Source organism: Streptomyces sp. NPDC102258 (assembly GCF_055584685.1).
Window position 1 is genome coordinate 20,276 of sequence record NZ_JBVJLO010000011.1, and the last position, 20,444, is coordinate 40,719.

General features: G+C 71.4%; 19 protein-coding genes, 1 tRNA gene and 1 pseudogene. 8 read left to right on the forward strand and 13 right to left on the reverse strand.

Translation table 11 applies throughout. The features are described from left to right. The first annotated feature begins 17 nt into the window (after positions 1 to 17). The gene (locus ACZ6ZT_RS19645; protein WP_469720721.1) at positions 18 to 1,163 is read left to right on the forward strand and encodes an acyl-CoA dehydrogenase family protein; all 1,146 of its coding nucleotides are present in this window, start codon (positions 18 to 20) and stop codon (positions 1,161 to 1,163) included. A 9-nt stretch (positions 1,164 to 1,172) separates the two neighbouring features. On the opposite strand, the gene ACZ6ZT_RS19650 is transcribed toward ACZ6ZT_RS19645, so the two are convergent. The 6 genes from ACZ6ZT_RS19650 to ACZ6ZT_RS19675 all read right to left on the reverse strand — a co-directional run bounded on the left by ACZ6ZT_RS19650 (position 1,173) and on the right by ACZ6ZT_RS19675 (position 6,675). Continuing rightward, on the reverse strand, positions 1,173 to 1,517 hold the full coding sequence (locus ACZ6ZT_RS19650) for a rhodanese-like domain-containing protein (protein WP_469720723.1): 345 nt from the start codon (positions 1,515 to 1,517) through the stop codon (positions 1,173 to 1,175). 105 nt (positions 1,518 to 1,622) lie between these two features. Beyond that, positions 1,623 to 2,453, reverse strand: coding sequence for a J domain-containing protein (locus tag ACZ6ZT_RS19655; protein ID WP_469720725.1), 831 nt, complete (start codon positions 2,451 to 2,453; stop codon positions 1,623 to 1,625). 121 nt (positions 2,454 to 2,574) lie between these two features. After that, a complete protein-coding gene (locus tag ACZ6ZT_RS19660; RefSeq protein WP_469721030.1) occupies positions 2,575 to 3,972 on the reverse strand; it encodes a DUF2252 domain-containing protein in 1,398 nt (465 codons plus the stop codon). Positions 3,973 to 4,073: 101 nt separating this feature from the next. Next, positions 4,074 to 4,733: a response regulator transcription factor gene (locus ACZ6ZT_RS19665; RefSeq protein WP_469720726.1), complete on the reverse strand. Its 660-nt coding sequence runs from the start codon at positions 4,731 to 4,733 to the stop codon at positions 4,074 to 4,076. Between the two features lie 8 nt (positions 4,734 to 4,741). Continuing rightward, positions 4,742 to 6,433, reverse strand: coding sequence for a sensor histidine kinase (locus ACZ6ZT_RS19670; protein WP_469720728.1), 1,692 nt, complete (start codon positions 6,431 to 6,433; stop codon positions 4,742 to 4,744). A gap of 159 nt (positions 6,434 to 6,592) precedes the next feature. After that, positions 6,593 to 6,675, reverse strand: a tRNA-Leu gene (locus ACZ6ZT_RS19675). A gap of 293 nt (positions 6,676 to 6,968) precedes the next feature. On the opposite strand from ACZ6ZT_RS19675, the gene ACZ6ZT_RS19680 reads away from it, so the two are divergent. The 6 genes from ACZ6ZT_RS19680 to pknB all read left to right on the forward strand — a co-directional run bounded on the left by ACZ6ZT_RS19680 (position 6,969) and on the right by pknB (position 15,019). Beyond that, entirely contained in the window at positions 6,969 to 7,790 is an 822-nt protein-coding gene (locus ACZ6ZT_RS19680) for an FhaA domain-containing protein (RefSeq protein WP_469720730.1), read from the forward strand. Positions 7,791 to 7,800: 10 nt separating this feature from the next. Then, positions 7,801 to 8,298 (forward strand): FHA domain-containing protein FhaB/FipA, encoded by a 498-nt coding sequence (locus ACZ6ZT_RS19685; protein WP_266575716.1) that lies wholly within the window; start codon positions 7,801 to 7,803, stop codon positions 8,296 to 8,298. A gap of 147 nt (positions 8,299 to 8,445) precedes the next feature. Further along, the gene (locus tag ACZ6ZT_RS19690; protein WP_469720733.1) at positions 8,446 to 9,906 is read left to right on the forward strand and encodes a Stp1/IreP family PP2C-type Ser/Thr phosphatase; all 1,461 of its coding nucleotides are present in this window, start codon (positions 8,446 to 8,448) and stop codon (positions 9,904 to 9,906) included. 31 nt (positions 9,907 to 9,937) lie between these two features. Then, positions 9,938 to 11,362, forward strand: coding sequence for an FtsW/RodA/SpoVE family cell cycle protein (locus ACZ6ZT_RS19695; RefSeq protein ID WP_469720735.1), 1,425 nt, complete (start codon positions 9,938 to 9,940; stop codon positions 11,360 to 11,362). After that, positions 11,359 to 12,822, forward strand: a complete 1,464-nt coding sequence (locus ACZ6ZT_RS19700) for a peptidoglycan D,D-transpeptidase FtsI family protein (protein ID WP_469720737.1) — start codon at positions 11,359 to 11,361, stop codon at positions 12,820 to 12,822. The genes ACZ6ZT_RS19695 and ACZ6ZT_RS19700 overlap by 4 nt, the downstream gene beginning before the upstream one ends. A 157-nt stretch (positions 12,823 to 12,979) precedes the next feature. After that, positions 12,980 to 15,019 carry a Stk1 family PASTA domain-containing Ser/Thr kinase gene (pknB, locus tag ACZ6ZT_RS19705; protein WP_469720739.1) on the forward strand — a complete coding sequence of 680 codons (2,040 nt, stop codon included), beginning with the start codon at positions 12,980 to 12,982 and terminating at the stop codon, positions 15,017 to 15,019. Positions 15,020 to 15,103: 84 nt separating this feature from the next. On the opposite strand, the gene ACZ6ZT_RS19710 is transcribed toward pknB, so the two are convergent. From ACZ6ZT_RS19710 to ACZ6ZT_RS19735, 6 genes and pseudogenes are all read right to left on the reverse strand, one after another. Continuing rightward, positions 15,104 to 15,838: a class E sortase gene (locus ACZ6ZT_RS19710; protein WP_469720741.1), complete on the reverse strand. Its 735-nt coding sequence runs from the start codon at positions 15,836 to 15,838 to the stop codon at positions 15,104 to 15,106. A 12-nt stretch (positions 15,839 to 15,850) separates the two neighbouring features. After that, positions 15,851 to 16,540: pseudogene (locus ACZ6ZT_RS19715) on the reverse strand (class E sortase); the annotation flags it as partial. A 146-nt stretch (positions 16,541 to 16,686) separates the two neighbouring features. Continuing rightward, positions 16,687 to 17,325, reverse strand: coding sequence for an aminodeoxychorismate/anthranilate synthase component II (locus tag ACZ6ZT_RS19720; RefSeq protein ID WP_030225147.1), 639 nt, complete (start codon positions 17,323 to 17,325; stop codon positions 16,687 to 16,689). After that, positions 17,322 to 17,498 (reverse strand): hypothetical protein, encoded by a 177-nt coding sequence (locus ACZ6ZT_RS19725; protein WP_030011120.1) that lies wholly within the window; start codon positions 17,496 to 17,498, stop codon positions 17,322 to 17,324. The genes ACZ6ZT_RS19720 and ACZ6ZT_RS19725 overlap by 4 nt, the downstream gene beginning before the upstream one ends. Before the next feature lie 92 nt (positions 17,499 to 17,590). Further along, on the reverse strand, positions 17,591 to 18,358 hold the full coding sequence (locus ACZ6ZT_RS19730) for a class E sortase (RefSeq protein WP_469720742.1): 768 nt from the start codon (positions 18,356 to 18,358) through the stop codon (positions 17,591 to 17,593). Continuing rightward, positions 18,327 to 19,103, reverse strand: coding sequence for a DUF881 domain-containing protein (locus tag ACZ6ZT_RS19735; protein WP_469720744.1), 777 nt, complete (start codon positions 19,101 to 19,103; stop codon positions 18,327 to 18,329). The genes ACZ6ZT_RS19730 and ACZ6ZT_RS19735 overlap by 32 nt, the downstream gene beginning before the upstream one ends. Positions 19,104 to 19,195: 92 nt before the next feature. Between ACZ6ZT_RS19735 and crgA the strand changes: the two genes are divergently transcribed. Then, positions 19,196 to 19,450: a cell division protein CrgA gene (crgA, locus tag ACZ6ZT_RS19740; protein ID WP_469720746.1), complete on the forward strand. Its 255-nt coding sequence runs from the start codon at positions 19,196 to 19,198 to the stop codon at positions 19,448 to 19,450. A gap of 117 nt (positions 19,451 to 19,567) precedes the next feature. Here crgA and ACZ6ZT_RS19745 read toward each other — a convergent pair whose 3' ends face one another. Beyond that, positions 19,568 to 20,440, reverse strand: a complete 873-nt coding sequence (locus tag ACZ6ZT_RS19745; protein ID WP_469720748.1) for a rhomboid family intramembrane serine protease — start codon at positions 20,438 to 20,440, stop codon at positions 19,568 to 19,570. Between the last annotated feature and the right edge of the window lie 4 nt (positions 20,441 to 20,444).

Below are 20,444 nucleotides of genomic sequence, written 5' to 3' on the forward strand. Positions count from 1 at the left end.
GCGGGAGGACAGGCACAGTGGACTTCACCTTCACCGAGGAACAGCGGGCCGCCGTCGAGGCGGCGCGGGCCGTGTTCGCGGATGTCACCCCCGACCGCGTGCCGAGCCCCGCGCTGACACCGGGGGCCGTCGCGGAGGAGTTCGACCGGCCCCTGTGGGCCACCCTCGCCGGCTCCGACCTGCTCGGCCTCGTCCTCGCCGAGGAGTACGGCGGGGCGGGGCTCGACACCATCGCGCTGTGCCTCGTCCTGCGCGAGGCGGCGCGGGTCCTGGCCCGGGTCCCGCTGCTGGAGCACTGCGCCACGGCCATGGCCGTCCAGTCCCACGGCGGCCCCGAACTGGCCGCCGCCCTGCTGCCCGGCGCCGCGCGCGGCTCACTCGTCCTCACCGTCGCCGCGCACGGCCGCACCGGCCACGATCCGGCCGAACTCGCCGTCACCGCGCGCCGCGAGGACGACGGCCACTGGATCCTGGACGGGGTACAGACGTCCGTCCCCTGGGCCCACAGCTGCGACTGGATCGCCGTACCCGCGCACACCGGGGACGCGGAGCCGGTCCTCGCGCTCGTCCCGCGCGTCACCGACGGGCTCACCCTCGCCGACCAGTACTCCACCAGTGGCGAGCGGCTCGCCGAAGTCACCCTGGACGGGGTGCGCGTCCCCGCCGCCCACCTCATCGACGCCCCCGGGGCCTGGGAGCGGCTCCACCGGCTCCTGGCCACCGGCACCTGCGCCCTCGCACTGGGCCTCGGCGAGAGCGTCCTCGCCATGACCAGCCAGTACACCGGCAAGCGGGAGCAGTTCGGCTTCCCGGTGGCCACGTTCCAGGCCGTCGCCGTCCAGGCCGCCGACCGCTACATCGACCTCCGCGCGATGGAGGTGACCCTCTGGCAGGCCGCCTGGCGGCTGGACGCCGCGACGGGCGGCGCGGGCGGCCCGCTGCCCAGCGCGGGCGATGTCGCCGTCGCCAAGATCTGGGCCTCGGAGGGCGTACGCCGGGTCGTGCAGACCGCCCAGCACCTTCACGGCGGCTTCGGCGCCGACACCGACTACCCGCTGCACCGCTACCACGCCTGGGCCAAGCAGCTGGAGCTCCAGCTGGGCCCGGCCGCGGCGCACGAGGAGGCCCTGGGCGACCTGCTGGCCGCCCACCCCCTCGCCTGAGCGGACGGGCTAGAGCACGAAGGCCGGGTTCCCGTTGTCGGTCACCATCGGGCGCCCGGCGCTCTCCCACGCCTGCATCCCGCCGTCGATGTTGACGGCATCGATCTCCTGGCGCACCAGGTACTGGGTCACCTGCGCGGAGCGCCCGCCGACCCGGCACATCACGTGGACCCGGCGGCCGTCCTCGATGGCCTCCGTCAGCTCACCGAAGCGGGCCACGAAGTCGCTCATCGGGATGTGCAGCGCACCCTCGACGTGACCGGCCGCCCATTCGTCGTCCTCACGGACGTCCAGGACAAGGCCTTCGGCGGGCACCGCGGCGGCGTCCACCGAGGGGAGCGGTCCGAGGTTCATAACTGTCGCCTTCTCTCTTCACGGGTCTCGCCCGCCAACTTATCCGACCCCGTACGGCGCCCGACCGCACACACCACGCCCAGCGCCGGCATTCCGGCGGCAGGGCTACGCGGTGCCGAAGGCCGCCAGCTCCGCCTCGCGCTCGGCGACCTGCGCCAGCAGCTGCTCCGCGATCTCGTCCAGCAGCCGGTCGGGGTCCTCCGGGGCCATCCGCAGCATCGCCCCGATCGCGCTGTCCTCCAGCTCCCCGGCCAGCACCGACAGCAGCTCCTTGCGGCGGGCCAGCCACTCCAGCCGGGCGTACAGCTCCTCGCTCTCGCTCGGCCGCACGGCCACCGGCGCCGGACCGGCCTCCCACTCCGCGGCCAGCTCCCGCAGCAGCCCCTCCTCGCCCCGCCCGTACGCGGCGTTGACCCGCACGATGAAGGCGTCGCGACGGACCCGCTCCTCCTCGTCCTGGGCCAGGTCCGGGTGGGCCTTGCGGACCAGCTCCCGGTACAGCCGCCGGACCTCCTCCGAGGGCCGCACCCGCTCCGGCGGCCGCACGGACCGGTCGGTGAGCATGGCACCCGCGTCGTCGGAGATCCCGTCCGAGTCCATCCAGTCGTGGAACAGCTCCTCCACACCGGGCATCGGCATGACCAGGGCGCGCGCCTCACGGGCCAGCCGCAGGTCCTCGGCGTCGCCGCTGCGGGCCGCCTTCGCCTCGGCGATCAGCGCGTCCAGCTCGTCGAGCCGGGAGTACATCGGGCCGAGCTTCTGGTGGTGCAGCCGGGAGAAGTTCTCGACCTCCACCCGGAAGGTCTCCACGGCGATCTCGAACTCGATGAGCGCCTGCTCGGCGGCCCGCACGGCCCGCTCCAGCCGCGCCTCGGGCCGCTCGTCGCGGGGCTCGGCGGGCTCTTCGGGAACTGTCTGCTCGGTCTGCTCGCTCACCCGGCCAGCCTACGGCCCACCGGACCCGCCCGGACCGCCACGTTTCACGTGAAACACAGCTCACGTGAAACATGCGCCCGCCGCAGCCGAGCCGGGGCGGCCCGAAGACCGCCCTCGCCCCTCAGACCCCGGCCTCCGCCGCGATCCGGCCCGACTTCACCGCCGCCACCAGATCCGCGTGGTCGGCCTCGCTGCGGTCGGCGTAGGCCACCGCGAAGGCGGCCATGGCCTCGTCCAGCTCCTCGTTCTTCCCGCAGTACCCCGCCAGCAGCCGCGGATCCGCGCTGTGGGCGTGGGCCCGGGCCAACAGCGCGCCGGTCATCCGGCCGTAGTCGTCGATCTGCTCGACGGCCAGCGCCGCCGGGTCCACGCTGCCCTTGCGGTTGCGGAACTGCCGCACCTGGAAGGGCCGGCCCTCGACCGTGGTCCAGCCCAGCATGATGTCGGAGACGACCTGCATCATCTTCTGCCCGGCCACCACCCGCCGGCCCTCGTGCTCCTCCGGCGGCGCGTGGAAGCCCAGCCCCGGCAGGTGCGGCAGCAGCACCGACGGCCGCGCCTCCTTCACCTGGAGCACCAGCGGTTCCCCGCGGTGGTCCCGCAGCAGCACCACGTACGAGCGGGTGCCCACGCTGCCGGTGCCCACCACCCGGAAGGCCACGTCGTGGATGGCGTACCGGGCCAGCAGCGGCAGCCGGTCGCCGGAAAGGGTCTCCAGGTAGGGGCCCAGGGAGGCGGCCACGGCGGCGGCCTCCCCGTCCCCGACCCGACGCAGCACGGGCAGCGCGTCCACGAACCGGCAGGAGCCGTCCGCCGCCGTCTCGGTCGACCGGGCGGCGAACCGCGCCGAGGTGTTGTTGCGGGCCTTCTCCGAGACCCGCTCCAGCGTGCCCAGCAGGTCCCGGGCATCGGTGTGGGAGACGAGCTCCTCGTCGGCGATGGCGTTCCACGCGTCCAGGGCGGGCAGCCTGGCCAGCAGCCGCATCGTGCGCCGGTACGCGCCCACCGCGTCCCGCGCCGCCGCCAGGCAGGTGTCCTCGTCGGCGCCCGCGACCCGGCCGGCCAGCACCAGCGAGGTCGCGAGCCGCTTCACGTCCCACTCCCACGGACCGAACACGGTCTCGTCGAAGTCGTTCAGGTCGATGACGAGCCGGCCGCGCGCGTCCCCGTACAGACCGAAGTTGGCGGCGTGCGCGTCGCCGCAGATCTGGGCGCCCACACCGGTGACCGGCCCGCCCGACAGGTCGTGGGCCATCAGCCCTGCCGCCCCGCGCAGGAAGGCGAAGGGGTTGGCGGCCATCCGTCCCACCCGTATCGGGGTCAGTTCGGGGACCCGGCCGACATTAGACTCCTCCACCGCGCGGATCGCGTCGGGGCGTCCGGCGGGCGCCTCGAAGCGGGCGTGCGCCGCACGCGGCACCCGTGTCCGCAGGGCCTTCCCGGCCTCCTTCGGCGATCCGGGCACGGTCCGGGCCGCGAAACCGGCGACGCGCGGGATCCGCCCGCCCCGTTCCGCCACCGCTTCGGCCGTCTGCTGCTTCGGTACCGTCACCACTCGCGCTGCCCCCGCACTTTCGCGCCACAACCGGCCTCTTTCGCCGGTCAGATGCCCGACCGTATCTAGAGCCCGGCGTCCCTGGCCAGCAGGGCCGCCTGAACCCGGTTCTCGCACTCCAGCTTCGCCAGGATCCGGCTCACGTACGTCTTCACCGTCGCCTCGCTCATGTGCAGGCGGCGGCCCGCGTCCGCGTTGGACAGGCCCTCGCCCAGCAGGGCCAGCACCCCGCGCTCCCGCTCGCTGAGCCCGGCCACCCGGCGCCGCGCCTCCTCGCCGCGCCCCGCGCCCCGGCCGCTCGTCAGCTGGTCCACGACGTGCCGGGTCGCGGCGGGCGAGAGGTAGGCGTCGCCGGCCGCGGCCGCCCGGACCGCTCCGATCAGCTCGCCCGGCGCCGAGTCCTTCAGCAGGAACCCCGCACCGCCCCCGCTCAGCGCCCGCAGGACGTTCTCCCTCTCCCCGAAGGTGGTGAGGATCAGCGCCCGTACCCCGGGCACCGCCCGCCCCAGCTCACCCAGCGCCGTCAGCCCGTCCATCACCGGCATCTGGATGTCGAGCAGCACCACGTCCGGGGCGTGCGAACGGGCCAGTTCCACCGCCTCCCGGCCGTCGGCCCCTTCCGCGACGACCTCGATGTCCGGCGCCGAGGTCAGGATCATCCTGATCCCGGCCCGGATCAGCGGCTCGTCGTCAGCGATCACCACTCGGATCACCTTGGCTGTCACCCGCGCTCCTACTGCTTGACCTCGTACGCCTGCTTCTCCACGAGCTTGCCGTCCCGGAAGCAGAAGCGGAAAACGGAGTCGTTGGTGATCTGGGACGAGCCCTCCGTCGACAGCAGGGCCAGACAGTCGCTGCCCGCCGGCCGCGGCGGCCCCTTGCGGTCCAGTCCGGAGGTCAGGACGCTGTCGCCGTCCGGCAGCCGGTCCCGGACGGACTCCTCCGACTCGCCCACGCGCACGGAGTCGTACTCCTCCTCGCTGATCATCGCCTTGTTCGCGGAGCCCACCAGCAGCGCCACCCCGGCCCCCAGCACGATGATCAGCAGCACCACCGCCGCGACGGCGATTCCACAGCCCATCGCGATGCCGCCGGTCCGGCCGTGCACCGGAGCGGCCAGCTCCCGGTCCACCGCCGCCCAGTCCATCGGGGGCGCGCTGCGCCGCACCGAGGCGCGGGCCTGGGCCCCCTGCCCGAAGTCGTCGGCCATGTCCTCGGCGGCACCGGCCGGCTCCGTGCCGTACGGCAGCACTCCGGCGACGCGGAAGCCGCCGCCCTCGGCCGCGCCCGCGTGGACCATGCCGCCGACCAGCCGGGCCCGCTCCCGCAGCCCGGTCAGCCCCTGCCCGCCGGAGACCACCTCGCCGGTGCCCGGCCCGGCGGCGGGCCCATTGGCGATCTCCACCACCAGCGAGTCGTCCTCGTAGCGCAGTTCCACGGTGATCGCCGACCCGGGCGCGTGCTTGTAGGCGTTGGTCAGCGCCTCCTGGACGATCCGGTACGCCGCGTGGTCGCAGGCCGCGACCAGCGGCCGGGGCCGGCCCGCCGCGGTGAGCCGTACGTCGGTCCCCGCGGCCCGCGCCGCGTCCACGATGCCCGCGATCCCGGCCACCCCGCGCGCCGCCGGCTGCGCCTCCTCCACGGGGGCCGGCGCCTCCACCCCGTCGCGCAGGATCCCGACGACCTCGCGCAGCTCGTGCATCGCCGCGACCGAGGCCTGGCGCAGCACACCGACCGCCTCGCGCTGGCGGTCGGTCAGCTCGGGGTCCACCTCCAGCGCCCCGGTGTGCACCGAGATCAGGGCCAGTTGGTGACCGAGGCTGTCGTGCATGTCCTGGGCGATCCGCTGCCGTTCGCGCAGCCTGGCCTGCCCGGCCACCATCGTCCGTTCGCGCAGGAGTTGGTCGTTGCGTTCCTGGAGGGCGCTGAGCAGGGTCCGGCGCTGGTACCAGTACCGGCTGGCCAGACCGGGCATGACCGTGGCGGCGAGGAACAGCAGGGTGGAGAAGACGACGACCAGCAGGGGACGCATCTGTGTCCACTGGTCGACCAGGCTGAGGCCGACCTCGGCGAGGAAGGCCAGGACGAAGGCTCCGAGGGCCCGTCCCACGCCGATGATCCGCCGGCCCGCGGACCAGCCGAGTACGGCCGTCACGAGGAACACGGCGGGCAGGAAGGCGCTCGCCGCGGCGCCCAGCACCAGCGTGGCCGCCGGCAGCCGGCGCCGCAGCAGCGTCAGCGCCACCACGGCCACCACGCCGAGGACCATCTTCGGCCCGGAGCTGTCACTGAGCTCGTCGACGCCCAGCCCGAGCACGGCCAGTACGGCCGCCAGCGTCAGATCCCCCGCGAACGCGCGCCGGGACCAGGGCTCGGCCCCCTTCAGCCGCTCCCAGCCCGTCCGCACCGCCGCCTCGACATTCACCCGACCGACCCTAGACAGCGCCGCCCGGACCCGCCCGCCCTCTTTCGTCGCGCGCCGCCCCGACGAAAGTCGCGCACCCGGCACGCTTCCCGAAAAGGGACGCGGACACAACGAAGAACCCCCGCTTCGGATTTCTCCGAAGCGGGGGTTCTCCCGATGTGGGCGAGGGGGGATTTGAACCCCCACGTCCCGAAGGACACTGGCACCTGAAGCCAGCGCGTCTGCCGTTCCGCCACTCGCCCGAGCAGCTCCCCAGTGGACTTCCCTTTCGGGCCGCTCCCCTGGCGACGAACGAAAGATTAGCACGTCATCCGGGGTGGATTCACATCCCTTTCCCGGGGCACCCTCACCGCTGCCGGGGCGGCCCCTCCCGCAGTCACCTCCGGGTGCGGGACACTGTCCCGGGAGCACCCCTACGATCCCTTGTGAGGACCAACACTCCTGTACACGGGACCGGAGGGGAACCAGCCGAATCCGCCACGCGTGGATACGATCAGTAAGCAGTACAGGGCGACAACGACGGAGGAGGTGCCCCATGGGAGTTCTGAAGCGGTTCGAGCAGCGACTCGAAGGTCTGGTGAACGGCACCTTCGCCAAGGTGTTCAAGTCCGAGGTCCAGCCGGTGGAGATCGCCGGAGCCCTCCAGCGTGAGTGCGACAACAACGCCACCATCTGGAACCGCGAGCGGACGGTCGTGCCCAACGACTTCATCGTCGAGCTCAGCACGGGCGACTACGAACGCCTCAGCCCTTACTCCGGCCAGCTCGGCGACGAGCTCGCGGGCCTCGTCCGCGACTACGCCAAGCAGCAGCGCTACAGCTTCATGGGTCCCATCAAGGTGCACCTGGAGAAGGCGGACGACCTCGACACCGGTCTGTACCGGGTCCGCAGTCGCACCCTCGCCTCCAGCACCTCCCAGGAGGGGCCCCAGAGCCCTTCGCAGGGCCCGCAGCAGGGCGGCTACGGCTACCCGCCGGTAGCGGCCCCGCCCATGCCCGCCGGGCCGCCTCCGGGCGGACCGGCCGCGGCCGGCGGCCGCCCGGGCGGTGCTCCCGTACCGCCCGGCGCACCGGGCACCACGCGCCGCTGGATCGAGATCAACGGCACCCGCCACCAGATCTCGCGCCCCACGCTCGTACTCGGCCGAAGCACCGAGGCCGATGTGCGGATCGACGACCCCGGCGTATCGCGCCGGCACTGTGAGATCCGGACCGGAACACCCCCGACGATCCAGGATCTCGGGTCCACCAACGGCATCGTGGTGGACGGACAGCACACCACCCGCGCTACGCTCCGCGACGGCTCGCGGATCGTCGTGGGCAGCACCACCATCATTTACCGGCAAGCCGAAGGGTGAAGCGGGGGCAATGTCAGAGCTGACCCTGACGGTCATGCGGTTGGGTTTCCTGGCCGTTTTGTGGCTGTTCGTCATCGTGGCCGTTCAGGTCATCCGCAGCGACCTCTTCGGAACGAGAGTCACGCAACGCGGCTCCCGCCGCGGCGGCGCGACCAGCGCTCCGCAGCAGACGGGGCGGCAGTCCGCGCCCCCGCAGCAGCGCCAGCGCCGGGGAGCGCCGACCAAGCTGGTCGTCTCCGAGGGCACCCTCACGGGAACCACGGTGGCCCTCGCCGGCCAGACGATCACGCTGGGCCGCGCACACGACTCGACGATCGTGCTGGACGACGACTACGCCTCCAGCAGGCATGCCAGGATCTACCCCGACCGTGACGGCCAGTGGATCGTCGAGGATCTCGGGTCCACGAACGGCACCTATCTCGACCGGACCCGGCTGACCACCCCGACGCCCATTCCGCCGGGCGCCCCGATCCGCATCGGCAAGACCGTCATCGAGCTGCGGAAGTAGTACGAGAATGAGCGAGCGGAGCGAGCGAGCCGCGGCGGTCCGTCCCACCGGGGACACGGACCCGCGCGCGCTCCCGACCGGAGGGTGGGCAGTGTGGCTCGTCGAGACCGGTTGTACCCCGAGGCATCGTCGACAGGGCAGGTGCGCATGAGTCTGTCCCTGCGGTTCGCCGCCGGATCGCACAAGGGGATGATCCGCGAGGGCAACGAGGACTCCGGCTACGCCGGCCCCCGGCTCCTCGCCGTCGCCGACGGCATGGGCGGCCAGGCCGCCGGCGAGGTCGCCAGCTCCGAGGTCATCTCCTCCCTCGTGCAGCTCGACGACGACGTCCCGGGCTCCGACATCATCACCGCGCTCGCCACCGCCGTGCAGCGGGCCAACGACCAGCTGCGCGTGATGGTCGAGGAGGACCCCCAGCTGGAGGGCATGGGCACCACGCTCACCGCCCTGCTGTGGACCGGCCAGCGGCTCGGGCTCGTCCACGTCGGCGACTCCCGCGCCTACCTGCTCCGCGACGGCGTGCTCACCCAGATCACGCAGGACCACACCTGGGTGCAGCGGCTCGTCGACGAGGGCCGGATCACCGAAGAGGAAGCCACCACCCACCCGCAGCGCTCGCTCCTCATGCGGGCGCTCGGCAGCGGCGACATCGTGGAGCCCGACCTCTCGATCCGCGAGGTCCGGGCCGGCGACCGCTACCTGATCTGTTCCGACGGGCTCTCCGGCGTCGTCTCCCACCAGACCCTGGAAGAGACGCTCGCCGACTACCACGGCCCGCACGAGACCGTGCAGACGCTGATCCAGCTGGCCCTGCGCGGCGGCGGCCCGGACAACATCACCTGCATCGTCGCCGACGTCCTCGACACCGACAGCGGCGACACCCTGGCCGCCCAGCTGAGCGACACCCCGGTCGTCATCGGCGCGGTGGCCGAGAACCAGCACCAGCTCTTCGACGGCAACGCCATGCAGACCCCGGCCGGCCGCGCCTCCGGCCTCGGCCGCCCGGCCGCCCCGCCCGCCGGCTCCTTCGGTCCTCCCGGCAGCGGCGAGGCCTCCGGTTACGGCTACGGGGACGGCAAGGACGGCGGCGGCGCGTACGGCGGCTTCGGCGACGCCGAGGGCTACGAGGGTGACGGTCCGTACGAGGACACGTACGACCACCCGCGCAGGCGCCGCGGCAAAGGGCGCAAGTGGACGACGCGCACGCTGCTCCTGCTGCTCGTCGCCGGCGTCGTCGGCGGCGGCCTGTACGCGGGGCACCGCTGGACGCAGACCCAGTACTACGTCGGCGTCAAGGGTGACCACGTCGCCCTGTACCGCGGCATCAGCCAGAACCTGGCCTGGATCCACCTCTCGCAGGTGGACACGGATCACCCCGACATCGAACTGAAGTACCTGCCGAGCTTCAAGCGCAAGCAGGTCGAGAACACCATCAGCGAATCCAGCGCCGACGGTGCTCGCAAGAAGATCGACGATCTCGGCAACCAGGTCTCCGCCTGCAAGAAGGACGAAGCCCGCCGCGCCGCGGAAGCCCAGAACAACCAGACGCCCGGCCCCAGCCTGACTCCCGCGGAGCAAGCTCTCGTCGGCCAGTGCGAAAAGCAGTAGACATACGCGGGCACAGGGGGCCTGCCACACCATGAGCGTTGTCACCAACACGACCACCATCGGCGCCATCGAGGCGCCGAGCCGGCGGAACACCGAGCTCCTGCTGCTCGCCTTCGCCGTGGTCATCCCGATCTTCGCGTACGCCAACGTGGGTCTGGCGATCCACGACGAGCTGCCCCCGGGCATGTTTGTCTACGGGCTCGGCTTCGCCGTCCTCGCCGGCATCGCCCACCTCGTCGTACGGCGCTACGCCAAGTACGCCGACCCGCTGCTGCTGCCGATCGCCACCCTGCTCAACGGCCTGGGCGTCGTCCTGATCTGGCGGCTCGACCAGTCCGAGCGCCTGCGCACCCTCGCCAAGCGCAGCTTCGGCTCCTTCTCCGAGTCCGCGCCGCGCCAGATGATGTACACGGGTCTGGCCATCGCCCTGTTCGCGGTCGTGCTGCTGGTCCTCAAGGACCACCGGGTGCTCCAGCGGTTCACGTACATCTCCATGGCCGGTGCGCTGATCCTGCTGATCCTGCCCGTCATCCCGGGTCTGGGCGCGGACGTCTTCGGCGCGAAGATCTGGATCAGTGTCGGCGGCTTCTCCATCCAGCCCGGCGAGTTCGCCAAGATCGTCATCGCCATCTTCTTCGCCGGCTACCTGATGGTGAAGCGCGACGCCCTGGCCCTGGCCAGCCGGCGTTTGATGGGCCTCTACCTGCCGCGCGGCCGCGACCTCGGCCCGATCCTGATGATCTGGGCGGTCAGCCTCCTCGTCCTCGTCTTCGAGAACGACCTCGGCACCTCGCTGCTCTTCTTCGGCATGTTCGTGATCATGCTGTACGTGGCCACCGAGCGCACCAGCTGGATCGTCATCGGCCTGCTGATGTCGGTGGGCGGCGCCGTGGTCGTCGGCACCTTCGCCAGCCACGTCAAGGTCCGCGTCACCGCCTGGCTCGACCCCTTCGCCTGCTACAGCACCTCCGGCGCCTGTGAGCAGGTCGGCCAGTCGATCATGAGCTTCGGTTCCGGCGGGGTCCTCGGCACCGGCTGGGGCCAGGGCAACTCCGACCTCATCGGCTTCGCCGCCAACTCCGACTTCATCTTCTCCACCGTCGGCGAGGAGCTCGGCCTCACCGGCGTCATGGCCTTCCTGCTGCTGTACGGGCTGATCATCGAGCGCGGTGTGCGCACCGCCCTCGCCGCCCGCGACCCCTTCGGCAAGCTCTTCGCCGTCGGGCTCTCCGGCGCCTTCGCCCTGCAGATCTTCGTCGTCGCCGGCGGAGTCATGGGCCTCATCCCCCTCACCGGCATGACCATGCCCTTCCTCGCCTCCGGCGGTTCCTCGGTCCTCGCGAACTGGGTCCTCATCGCCATCCTCATCCGGATCAGCGACACCGCACGCCGACCTGCGCCGGCCCCCGCCCCGTCCCCCGACTCCGAGATGACCCAGGTGGTCCGCCCGTCATGAACAAGCCCCTGCGCCGCATCTCGCTGTTCTGCGGGCTGCTCGTCCTCGCGCTGCTGATCCGGACCAACTGGCTGCAGTACGTCCAGGCCGAGGACCTCAGCACCCGCAAGGAGAACCGCCGGGTCCAGATCGCCCAGTACGCCACCGAGCGCGGCAACATCATCGTCGAGGGCCAGCCCATCACCGGCTCCGCCGTGACCGACGGCAGCGACTACAAGTTCAAGCGGACCTACCTCGACGGCCCCCTGTGGGCGCCCGTCACCGGCTACGCCTCGCAGGCCTTCGGCTCCACCCAGCTGGAGTCCCTCGACGACGGCATCCTCACCGGCAACGACGACCGGCTGTTCTTCGACCGCACGATCGGCATGTTCACCGGCGAGAAGAAGCAGGGCGGCAACGTCGTCACCACCCTGAACGCCGCCGCCCAGAAGGCCGCGTACGAGAAGCTGGGCAGCAAGAAGGGCGCCGTCGCCGCGATCGACCCGCGCACGGGCGCCATCCTGGCCCTGGTCAGCACCCCCTCGTACGACCCGTCCACCTTCGCCGGCAACTCGAAGGCCGACGAGAAGGCCTGGGTCGCGCTGAAGGACAGCGAGGACAAGAACCTGGTCAACCGCGCCCTGCGCGAGACCTACCCGCCGGGCTCCACCTTCAAGGTGGTCACGGCCGCCGCCGCGCTGGAGAACAACGTGGTGACCGACATCAACGCCCCCACGGACACCCCCGAGCCGTACATCCTGCCGGGCACGAAGACGCCCATGGTCAACCACGCGAGCGGCTGCGAGAAGGCGACGCTGACCTACGCGCTCCAGGTCTCCTGCAACTCGGTCTTCGCGAACATGGGCGACAAGGTCGGCCGCGACAAGATGGTCGAGACCGCCCAGAAGTTCGGCTTCAACAACGACAAGATCGACATCCCGGTCCGCGCCTTCGCGAGCGTCTACGACAAGACCATGGGCAAGGACGGCAACGCCCAGAGCTCCATCGGCCAGTTCAACACCGCCGCCACCCCGCTCCAGATGGCCATGGTCACCGCGGCCATCGCCAACGACGGCAAGCTGATGAAGCCGTACATGGTCGACCAGCTGACGGCGCCCAACCTCGACACGATCGACAAGCACGAGCCGCAGGAGATGAGCCGCCCGCTCTCCCCCGCGAACGCGCAGAAGATCCAGCAGATGATGGTCAACGTCGTCGAGAACGGCACCGGCACCACCGCCAAGATCAAGGGCGTCACCGTCGGCGGCAAGACCGGCACCGCCCAGCACGGCGAGAAGAACGCGAAGCGCCCCTACGCCTGGTTCATCTCGTACGCCGAGAACGCCGACGGAACCTCCCCGGTCGCCGTGGCCGTCGTCATCGAGGACAGCGCCGCCGACCGTGAGGACATCACCGGTGGCGGGCTCGCCGCCCCGGTCGCGAAGGCGGTCATGGAAGCCGTTCTGAAGAGCAAGGGATGACAAGCGGGGACAGGATCCGAGCGCTCGGTACCGGTCCGATATCAGCCTGTGGTCACGAACCGATCACCGACGATCGGCCGGTAGCCTTGCCGCGAACAGCACACCGCCGGACCACACACCGGTGCGGTCGGGACTGACGGAGAGGGCTGCAAACGTTATGGAAGAGCCGCGTCGCCTCGGCGGCCGGTACGAGCTGAGCCACGTGCTCGGCCGTGGTGGCATGGCCGAGGTCTACCTCGGTCACGACACCCGGCTCGGCCGTACCGTCGCCGTCAAGACCCTGCGCGCCGACCTCGCCCGCGACCCGTCCTTCCAGGCCCGGTTCCGCCGCGAGGCCCAATCGGCCGCGTCGCTGAACCACCCGGCGATCGTCGCGGTGTACGACACCGGCGAGGACTACGTCGACAACATCTCCATCCCGTACATCGTGATGGAGTACGTCGACGGCTCGACCCTGCGCGAGCTGCTGCACTCCGGCCGCAAGCTGCTGCCCGAGCGCACTCTGGAGATGTGCATCGGCATCCTGCAGGCGCTGGAGTACTCGCACCGCGCCGGCATCGTCCACCGCGACATCAAGCCCGCCAACGTCATGCTGACCCGGACCGGACAGGTCAAGGTCATGGACTTCGGCATCGCCCGCGCCATGGGCGACTCCGGCATGACGATGACGCAGACGGCCGCCGTGATCGGCACCGCCCAGTACCTCTCCCCGGAGCAGGCCAAGGGCGAGCAGGTCGACGCCCGCTCCGACCTGTACTCCGCCGGCTGCCTGCTCTACGAGCTGCTGTGCGTCCGGCCCCCCTTCGTCGGCGACTCCCCGGTGGCCGTCGCGTACCAGCACGTGCGCGAGGAACCCCAGCCGCCGTCGAACTTCGACCCCGAGATCACGCCCGTGATGGACGCCATCGTCCTCAAGGCCCTGGTCAAGGACCCCGACTACCGTTACCAGTCCGCCGACGAGATGCGGGCCGACATCGAGGCCTGCCTCGACGGCCAGCCCGTCGCCGCCACCGCCTCCATGGGCGCCGCCGGCTACGGCTACCCCGACCAGGGCGGCTACGGACACCCCGGCCACGACCAGGCCACCACCGCCCTGCGCTCGCCCGACGCGGGCCAGACCTCGATGCTCCCGCCGATGCCCCCCGGGGGCGACGGCGGATACGGGTACGGGGACCAGGGTTCCGGCGGCTACGACCAGGGGCACGGCCGCCGCCAGCAGAAGAAGAGCCGCGCCTCGACGATCCTGCTGGTCCTCGCCGGCGTCCTCGTCCTGGTCGGCGCCATCCTGATCGGCCGCACCCTCTTCGAGCAGACCGCGGACAACCGCCCCACCGTGCCCAAGTTCGTCGGCATGACCTTCGAGTCGGCTCAGCAGAGCGGCACGAACGTGGGCATCACGGTGGCGAAGGAAGCCGAGGAGCCCTGCGCGGACCAGCCCAAGGGCAACGTCTGCTCGCAGGACCAGGCCCCCGAGTCCAAGGTCGACAAGGGCTCCACGGTCAAGGTCAAGGTCTCCACGGGCGCGCCCAAGGTCCCGGTGATCGACGTCGTCCGCCTGACCTACGCCGATGCCGAGCGGACGCTCAAGGACAAGAAGTTCCAGGTCGAGAAGAAGCTCGTCGAGTCCGAGAACGCCACTCCCGGCACCGTCATCGAACAGAGCCCCAAGAGCGGCACCCAGGCCGAACAGGGTTCCGTGGTCACCCTCACGGTCGCGAAGGAAGCCTCGAAGGGCGTCGTCCCGGACCTCAGCGGCAAGACGAAGGAAGAGGCCGTCAAGGCCCTCCAGGCGGCGAAGCTCAAGCTCGGCAGCACCACGGAGGTCGACTCCCCCGGCGCGGCGCCGAAGACGATCGTCGCCCAGCAGTACGCGCCCGGTCAGGAGCTGGCCAAGGACACCGCGGTCAACGTCAGCATCGCCAAGGCGACGGCCGCGCCCAGCCCGGTGCCGCTGCTGACCGGGCGGACCGTGGCCCAGGCCAAGGACGACCTCAAGCGGGCCGGCCTGACCTTCGGTGCGGTCCTGTCGGGTCCGACCGATGACAACGCCGTGGTGTTCGCCTCCGACCCCGCGGCGGGCACCCCGCAGCCCGCGGGGACCGTCGTCAACGTCCAGACCCTGCCGGGCAACGGTCAGCAGGGCGGTCAGCAGGGCGGTGGCGGCGGCATCTTCGGCGGCCTGAACGGCGGCCGCTGACACCCGCGCGTTGTTTCACGTGAAACGGCCCGGCCCCCTCGTACGTCGAGGGGACCGGGCCGTTTCACGTGAAACATCCGCCCTTCAGCGCAGCTCCGCCGGCACGGTGCGTTCGGCGTTCACCTTCTCGGTGCGCACCAGCTCGCCCCAGACGACGTAGCGGTACTTCGAGGTGTAGACGGGGGTGCAGGTCGTCAGGGTGATGAAGCGGCCCGGGGCCGTCTTCCCCGACTCCTTCGGGACCGGGTTGATGACGTCCACGTTGTACTTCGAGGTCTGGCGCAGTTCGGCGAAGACCTTGTACACGTACCAGGTGTCCCGGGTCTCGAAGACGATCGCGTCGCCGTTCTTCACCTTGTCGATGTTGTGGAACTTCGCCCCGTGCCCGTCGCGGTGGGCGGCGAGGGCGAAGTTGCCCTTGTCGTCCCAGGGCAGGGCCGCCTTCACCGGTTCCGTGTAGTACCCGGCGACGCCGTCGTTCAGCACGTCCGGCGCGGTGCCGGGTTTGACCAGCACCTCGCCGTTCTTCATCGACGGCACGTGCAGGAAGCCGATGCCGTCCCCGGTGTCGAGGGCGCCCGGCTGCACGGGCGTGGACGCGGACGGCGCGGGGGCCGCCTGCCACTGCCGGCGGACCTCGTCGCCCCGGGCCGAGGCCTGCCGGTCCGCGAGGACATTGGTCCACCACAGGGAGTACGCCACGAACAGGCCGAGGATCAGGCCCACCGTGATCAGGAGCTCGCCCAGCAGGCTCAGGAACCCGGCGACCACACTGCGGTCGGCGGGCGGCGGTGCGGAGCGGCGGCGGGCACGAGACACTGCGGGTCGTCCTTACGGGCTGGTCAGCGCGGGCGGGGCGCCCTGGCTGCGCGGGCGTTCGTCGATCATCCTGCCCCATACGATCATCCGGTAGGTGCTCGTGAATTCGGGAGTGCAGGTCGTCAGCGTGATGTACCGGCCGGGCCCGGTGAATCCCGATCCCTCCGGGACCGGCTTGATCACCGAGACGTTCGCCGGGGAGGTCTGCGGGAGCGCCGAGGTCATCTCGTACGTGTAGTACGCGTCCCGCGTCTCCACCACGATCGGGTCCCCCGGCACCAGCTTGTTGATGTAGCGGAAGGGTTCGCCGTGGGTGTTGCGGTGTCCGGCGACCGCGAAGTTGCCCTGCTTGTCGGCCGGCATCGCCGTCTTCAGCGCCCCCTCGCCGTAGTGCCCGACCATCCCCCGGTCCAGCACCTTCGCCTTGCTGATCCCCTCCGCCACCGGGACCTTCAGGTCCAGTTTCGGGACGTACAGGATCGCGAAGCCCTGGCCCGGCTCGAAGGCCGCCACCGGCGGCGCGGCCGAGGCGCCGGCCCCCGGCCCCGGCGGCTGCTCCCAGGTGTGGCGCAGCGAGCCGGCGGCCCCGTTCGCGCTGCGTTCCGCGAGCACGTTGGTGTACCAGAGCTGGTAGGTGACGAACAGCAGCATCACCACGCCGACGGTGATGAACAGCTCGCCCGCCGCCCGGCTCAGCACCACCACCGGCCCGCCCGAGCGCGGGCGGGCGCGCCGCCGCCCCCGCCCCCCGCGTTTGCGTGCCCGCGCGTGCGAGCGCTTCGCGGCCTCCTGGGCCGCCCTGCGCCGCGCGGCCCGGCCCTCGCTGGGCGCGGACGGCGCGACCGTCGTCACGCGACGGCCTTGCCCACCACCGGGGCCAGCCCCACCGACCGCTCGACGGCGCCAGCGTCACCGCAGCGCACGAGCCAGTTCGCGAGCATCCGGTGACCCCACTCGGTCAGCACCGACTCGGGGTGGAACTGCACGCCCTCGACGTCGTGCTCCCGGTGCCGCAGGCCCATGATGATCCCGTCCTCGGTCCGCGCGGTGACCTCCAGCGCGTCCGGCAGGGTCAGCGGTTCGGCGGCGAGGGAGTGGTAGCGGGTCGCGGTGAACGGCGACGGCAGACCGGCGAAGACGCCGAGGCCCTCGTGGACGACCGGGGAGGTCTTGCCGTGCAGCAGCTCGGGAGCCCGGCCCACGACGCCCCCGTAGGCGACCGCCATGGACTGCATGCCGAGGCAGACGCCGAAGACCGGAACGCCGGTGTCCGCGCAGTGCCGGACCATGTCGACGCAGACTCCCGCCTCCTCCGGCGTACCGGGCCCCGGTGAGAGGAGCACGCCGTCGAAGCCGTCCTGGGCGTGTGCGAGCTCGACCTCGTCGTTGCGCAGCACCTCGCACTCGGCGCCGAGCTGATAGAGGTACTGGACCAGATTGAAGACAAAGCTGTCGTAGTTGTCGACCACCAGAATGCGCGCGCTCACGGAGTGGCTCCCGATCCCTCGTCCACCGTCACGTCGTTGAACGGAAGGAGCGGCTCGGCCCACGGGAAGACGTACTGGAACAGTACGAACACCACCGCCAGGACCAGTACGAGAGAGATCAGCGCGCGTACCCACGCGTTGCCCGGCAGGTGCCGCCAGATCCAGCCGTACATTCCGTCCGCGTCCCTTTCGCTCTGCGCACCGCGGGAGCGGTACCGCAACAGCCTAAAGGCCAGGGGCCCGGCGGCGGGGGTCACGTGGGCAATCAGACCGGCCGGGTGCCCGTGAGCTCGGCCCAGACGATCAGCCGGTGGCTGTGCCCCCACTCCGGGTCGCAGGTGGTCAGGGTGAGGTACTTGCCGGGGGTGGTGAAGGGGGAGCGCTTCGGCACGGGGTCGACCACCCCGGTCTCGGTGGGCAGGGTGCGCAGCGGCTCCGCGCGGACCGTGTACGTGTACACCATGTCCGCCTCGCGGACGAGCACGGTGTCCCCGGGGCGCAGCTCGGGGACGTCCTTGAAGGGGTCGCCGTAGGTGCGCCGGTGTCCGGCCACCGCGAAGTTTCCCTCGTCACCGGGGCCGGCCGTGCCCGCGTAGTGGCCGAGGCCCTTCTTCAGCAGGCCGGGGTCCGTACCCTCCAGGACGGGCTTGCTCCAGTCGGGGCCGAAGCGCGGGACGTACATCTCGGCGAAGGCCCGCCCGGCCGGGTACGCGCGCGGCGCCGGCCCGGCGCCCGGGTGCCCCGAAGAAGCCGGTCCGGGGGAGGAGGATGCGGCGGACGAGGGCGCGGGCGACGAGCGCGGGACGGGCGCCGACGGTACGGGCGCCCCCGCCGGGGCCGCCGCCGCCCAGCGGTCGTGCAGCCGGTCCCGCTCACTGCCCATGGCCCGGTCCGCCGTGACCCCGGTCCACAGCAGCACGTACGCCACGAACAGCACGATCAGCGTCCCGGCCGTCAGGCACACCTCGCTGAACGTCCGTACCGCCAGGCGCAGTACGACGTCAGGGCGCGGCGGACTCCAGCGGCTTCGCATAGTGGAGGTCCACTGTGCCGGAGTAGCCCGGCAGTGTCAGCCTCTTGTCCTCGTCCACTTTCCAGCCGAGCCCGTACGCGTTGACGTACAGCTGGTAGTTCTGCAGCGCGGGGGAGGCCGCGAGGGCCTTGCGCAGCGCTCCCGGGTCGCCGACGGCCGACACCTTGTACGGGGGCGAGTACACCCGGCCCTGGAGGATCAGCGTGTTGCCCACGCAGCGCACCGCGCTGGTGGCGATCAGCCGCTGGCCCATGACCTCGATGCCCTCGGCCCCGCCCTGCCAGAGGGCGTTGACCACGGCCTGGAGGTCCTGCTGGTGGATGACCAGGTCGTTGGGCTGCGGCTCCGGCACGCCCGGGACACGCGCGGTCGCGTTCGGCGGCGCGTCGTTCAGGGTGACGCTCAGGCCCTTGCCGGAGAGCTCCTCGGTGCCCGAGGCGGCGCGCAGGGCGGCCAGCTTGGCGTCCTCGGCCTTGGTGCTGCCGTCGTCGCGCTCGGCGAGGGCGTCCACCCCGGCGCGCGCGGCGGCGGCGCTCTTTTCCAGCTCGGCGTTGTTGGCGCTGCGCTCGTGGATGAGGTCGGACAGCTTCAGCAGTGAGGCGTCCGTGCGGATGTTCGTACCCTTGGAGGTGTTGAAGCTGGTGACGAAGATCAGGCCGGCCAGGGCGAACACGGCGGCCGTCAGCAGCCGGACCGGTCTGGCCCGGCGACGGGGACCCGCGGAGGAGTCGTCGGAATTGCTCAACGTACCCTTCTCCTTCAACGCCACAGGTCCACTACGCTAACGGACGCCCGGGGCAGGCAAGGTCCCCCAGCGCATCGACAGGAGAGCCCCTCGTGCCGAAGTCACGTATCCGCAAGAAGGACGAGTACACGCCGCCGCCGACGAAGCAGGCGCAGACGATCAGGCTGACGAACCGCAGCTGGGTGGCCCCGGTCATGCTGGCGTTGTTCCTGATCGGTCTCGCGTGGATCGTCGTCTTCTACGTGACCGATACCCAGATGCCCGTCGAGGCACTGGGCAACTGGAACATCGTGGTCGGCTTCGGATTCATCGCCGCCGGGTTCGGCGTGTCCACGCAGTGGAAGTAGTGCGCATCTGACCGCGCGGCGCAAGCTCTCCCCATGAGTTATCCACAGCGTCATCCACACCTGAGGAAAAGACAGAAGATCTGTGGATAACTCTGTGGAGAGTTGACGCCGGTGTGATCAGGTGAGTGCGTTCGTCCGCATCACGATCATGGCCACGGCCAGCAGGAACACCGCCGCACAGGTCCCGGCCTGGACCAGTGTGCGCTTTCTGCCCGTGGCGGGCGCCAGCAGCCCCAGCGCCACCAGCGCACCGGTCACGACCCCGCCGATGTGCGCCTGCCAGGACACCGCCAGACCGCCCAGCGGCACGAAGGTGATCAGCAGCATCAGCCCGAGCGTCATCAGGACCGGCCGCAGTTCGTAGCGCAGCCGGCGGGCGAGGACCACGGTCGCGCCGAGCAGGCCGCAGATGGCGCCCGAGGCGCCGAGGGTCTGCGTGTTCGGCGCGGCCAGCAGGTAGACCAGGGCGCTGCCGCCCAGCCCGGACAGCAGGTAGAGGGCCAGGTAGCGGGCCCGCCCCAGCGCGGCTTCCAGCGGCCCGCCGATCACCCACAGGGCCAGCATGTTGCTGAAGATGTGCCACCACTGGGCGTGCAGGAACGTCGAGGTCAGCAGCCGTTCGTACTCCCCGGCGGCGACGCCCTTCAGCGGCCCCCCGTAGTAGTCGACGTAGCCGCCGATCAGCTCCAGCCGCAGGGCCAGCCCCGGCACGGCGTACGCGGCGAGGAAGACGGCCGCGTTGATCCCGATCAGGATCTTGGTGACGAGCTGCGGATCGGAGGCCACCAGCCCGCCCGCAAGGGTGCGCGGCGCGTTGGCCGCGCGGGTGTGCCCGGTCCCGGAGCCCTCCCGTACGCACTCGACGCACTGGAAGCCGACCGAGGCGTCCACCCGGCACTCGGGGCACACCGGACGGTCACAGCGGGTGCAGCGGATGCCCGTGTGGCGGTCCGGGTGGCGGTAGCAGCCCGGCAGACGGTCGGTGTCCATCGGT

What these genes read in the sequence shown, in the direction of transcription:
- ACZ6ZT_RS19685 (WP_266575716.1), top strand. Translation starts at nt 7,801, where the DNA reads ATGTCAGAGCTGACCCTGACGGTCATGCGGTTGGGTTTCCTGGCCGTT.
- ACZ6ZT_RS19650 (WP_469720723.1), bottom strand. Translation starts at nt 1,517, where the DNA reads ATGAACCTCGGACCGCTCCCCTCGGTGGACGCCGCCGCGGTGCCCGCC.
- ACZ6ZT_RS19680 (WP_469720730.1), top strand. Translation starts at nt 6,969, where the DNA reads ATGGGAGTTCTGAAGCGGTTCGAGCAGCGACTCGAAGGTCTGGTGAAC.
- ACZ6ZT_RS19700 (WP_469720737.1), top strand. Translation starts at nt 11,359, where the DNA reads ATGAACAAGCCCCTGCGCCGCATCTCGCTGTTCTGCGGGCTGCTCGTC.
- ACZ6ZT_RS19690 (WP_469720733.1), top strand. Translation starts at nt 8,446, where the DNA reads ATGAGTCTGTCCCTGCGGTTCGCCGCCGGATCGCACAAGGGGATGATC.
- ACZ6ZT_RS19730 (WP_469720742.1), bottom strand. Translation starts at nt 18,358, where the DNA reads ATGCGAAGCCGCTGGAGTCCGCCGCGCCCTGACGTCGTACTGCGCCTG.
- ACZ6ZT_RS19725 (WP_030011120.1), bottom strand. Translation starts at nt 17,498, where the DNA reads ATGTACGGCTGGATCTGGCGGCACCTGCCGGGCAACGCGTGGGTACGC.
- ACZ6ZT_RS19695 (WP_469720735.1), top strand. Translation starts at nt 9,938, where the DNA reads ATGAGCGTTGTCACCAACACGACCACCATCGGCGCCATCGAGGCGCCG.
- pknB (WP_469720739.1), top strand. Translation starts at nt 12,980, where the DNA reads ATGGAAGAGCCGCGTCGCCTCGGCGGCCGGTACGAGCTGAGCCACGTG.
- ACZ6ZT_RS19745 (WP_469720748.1), bottom strand. Translation starts at nt 20,440, where the DNA reads ATGGACACCGACCGTCTGCCGGGCTGCTACCGCCACCCGGACCGCCAC.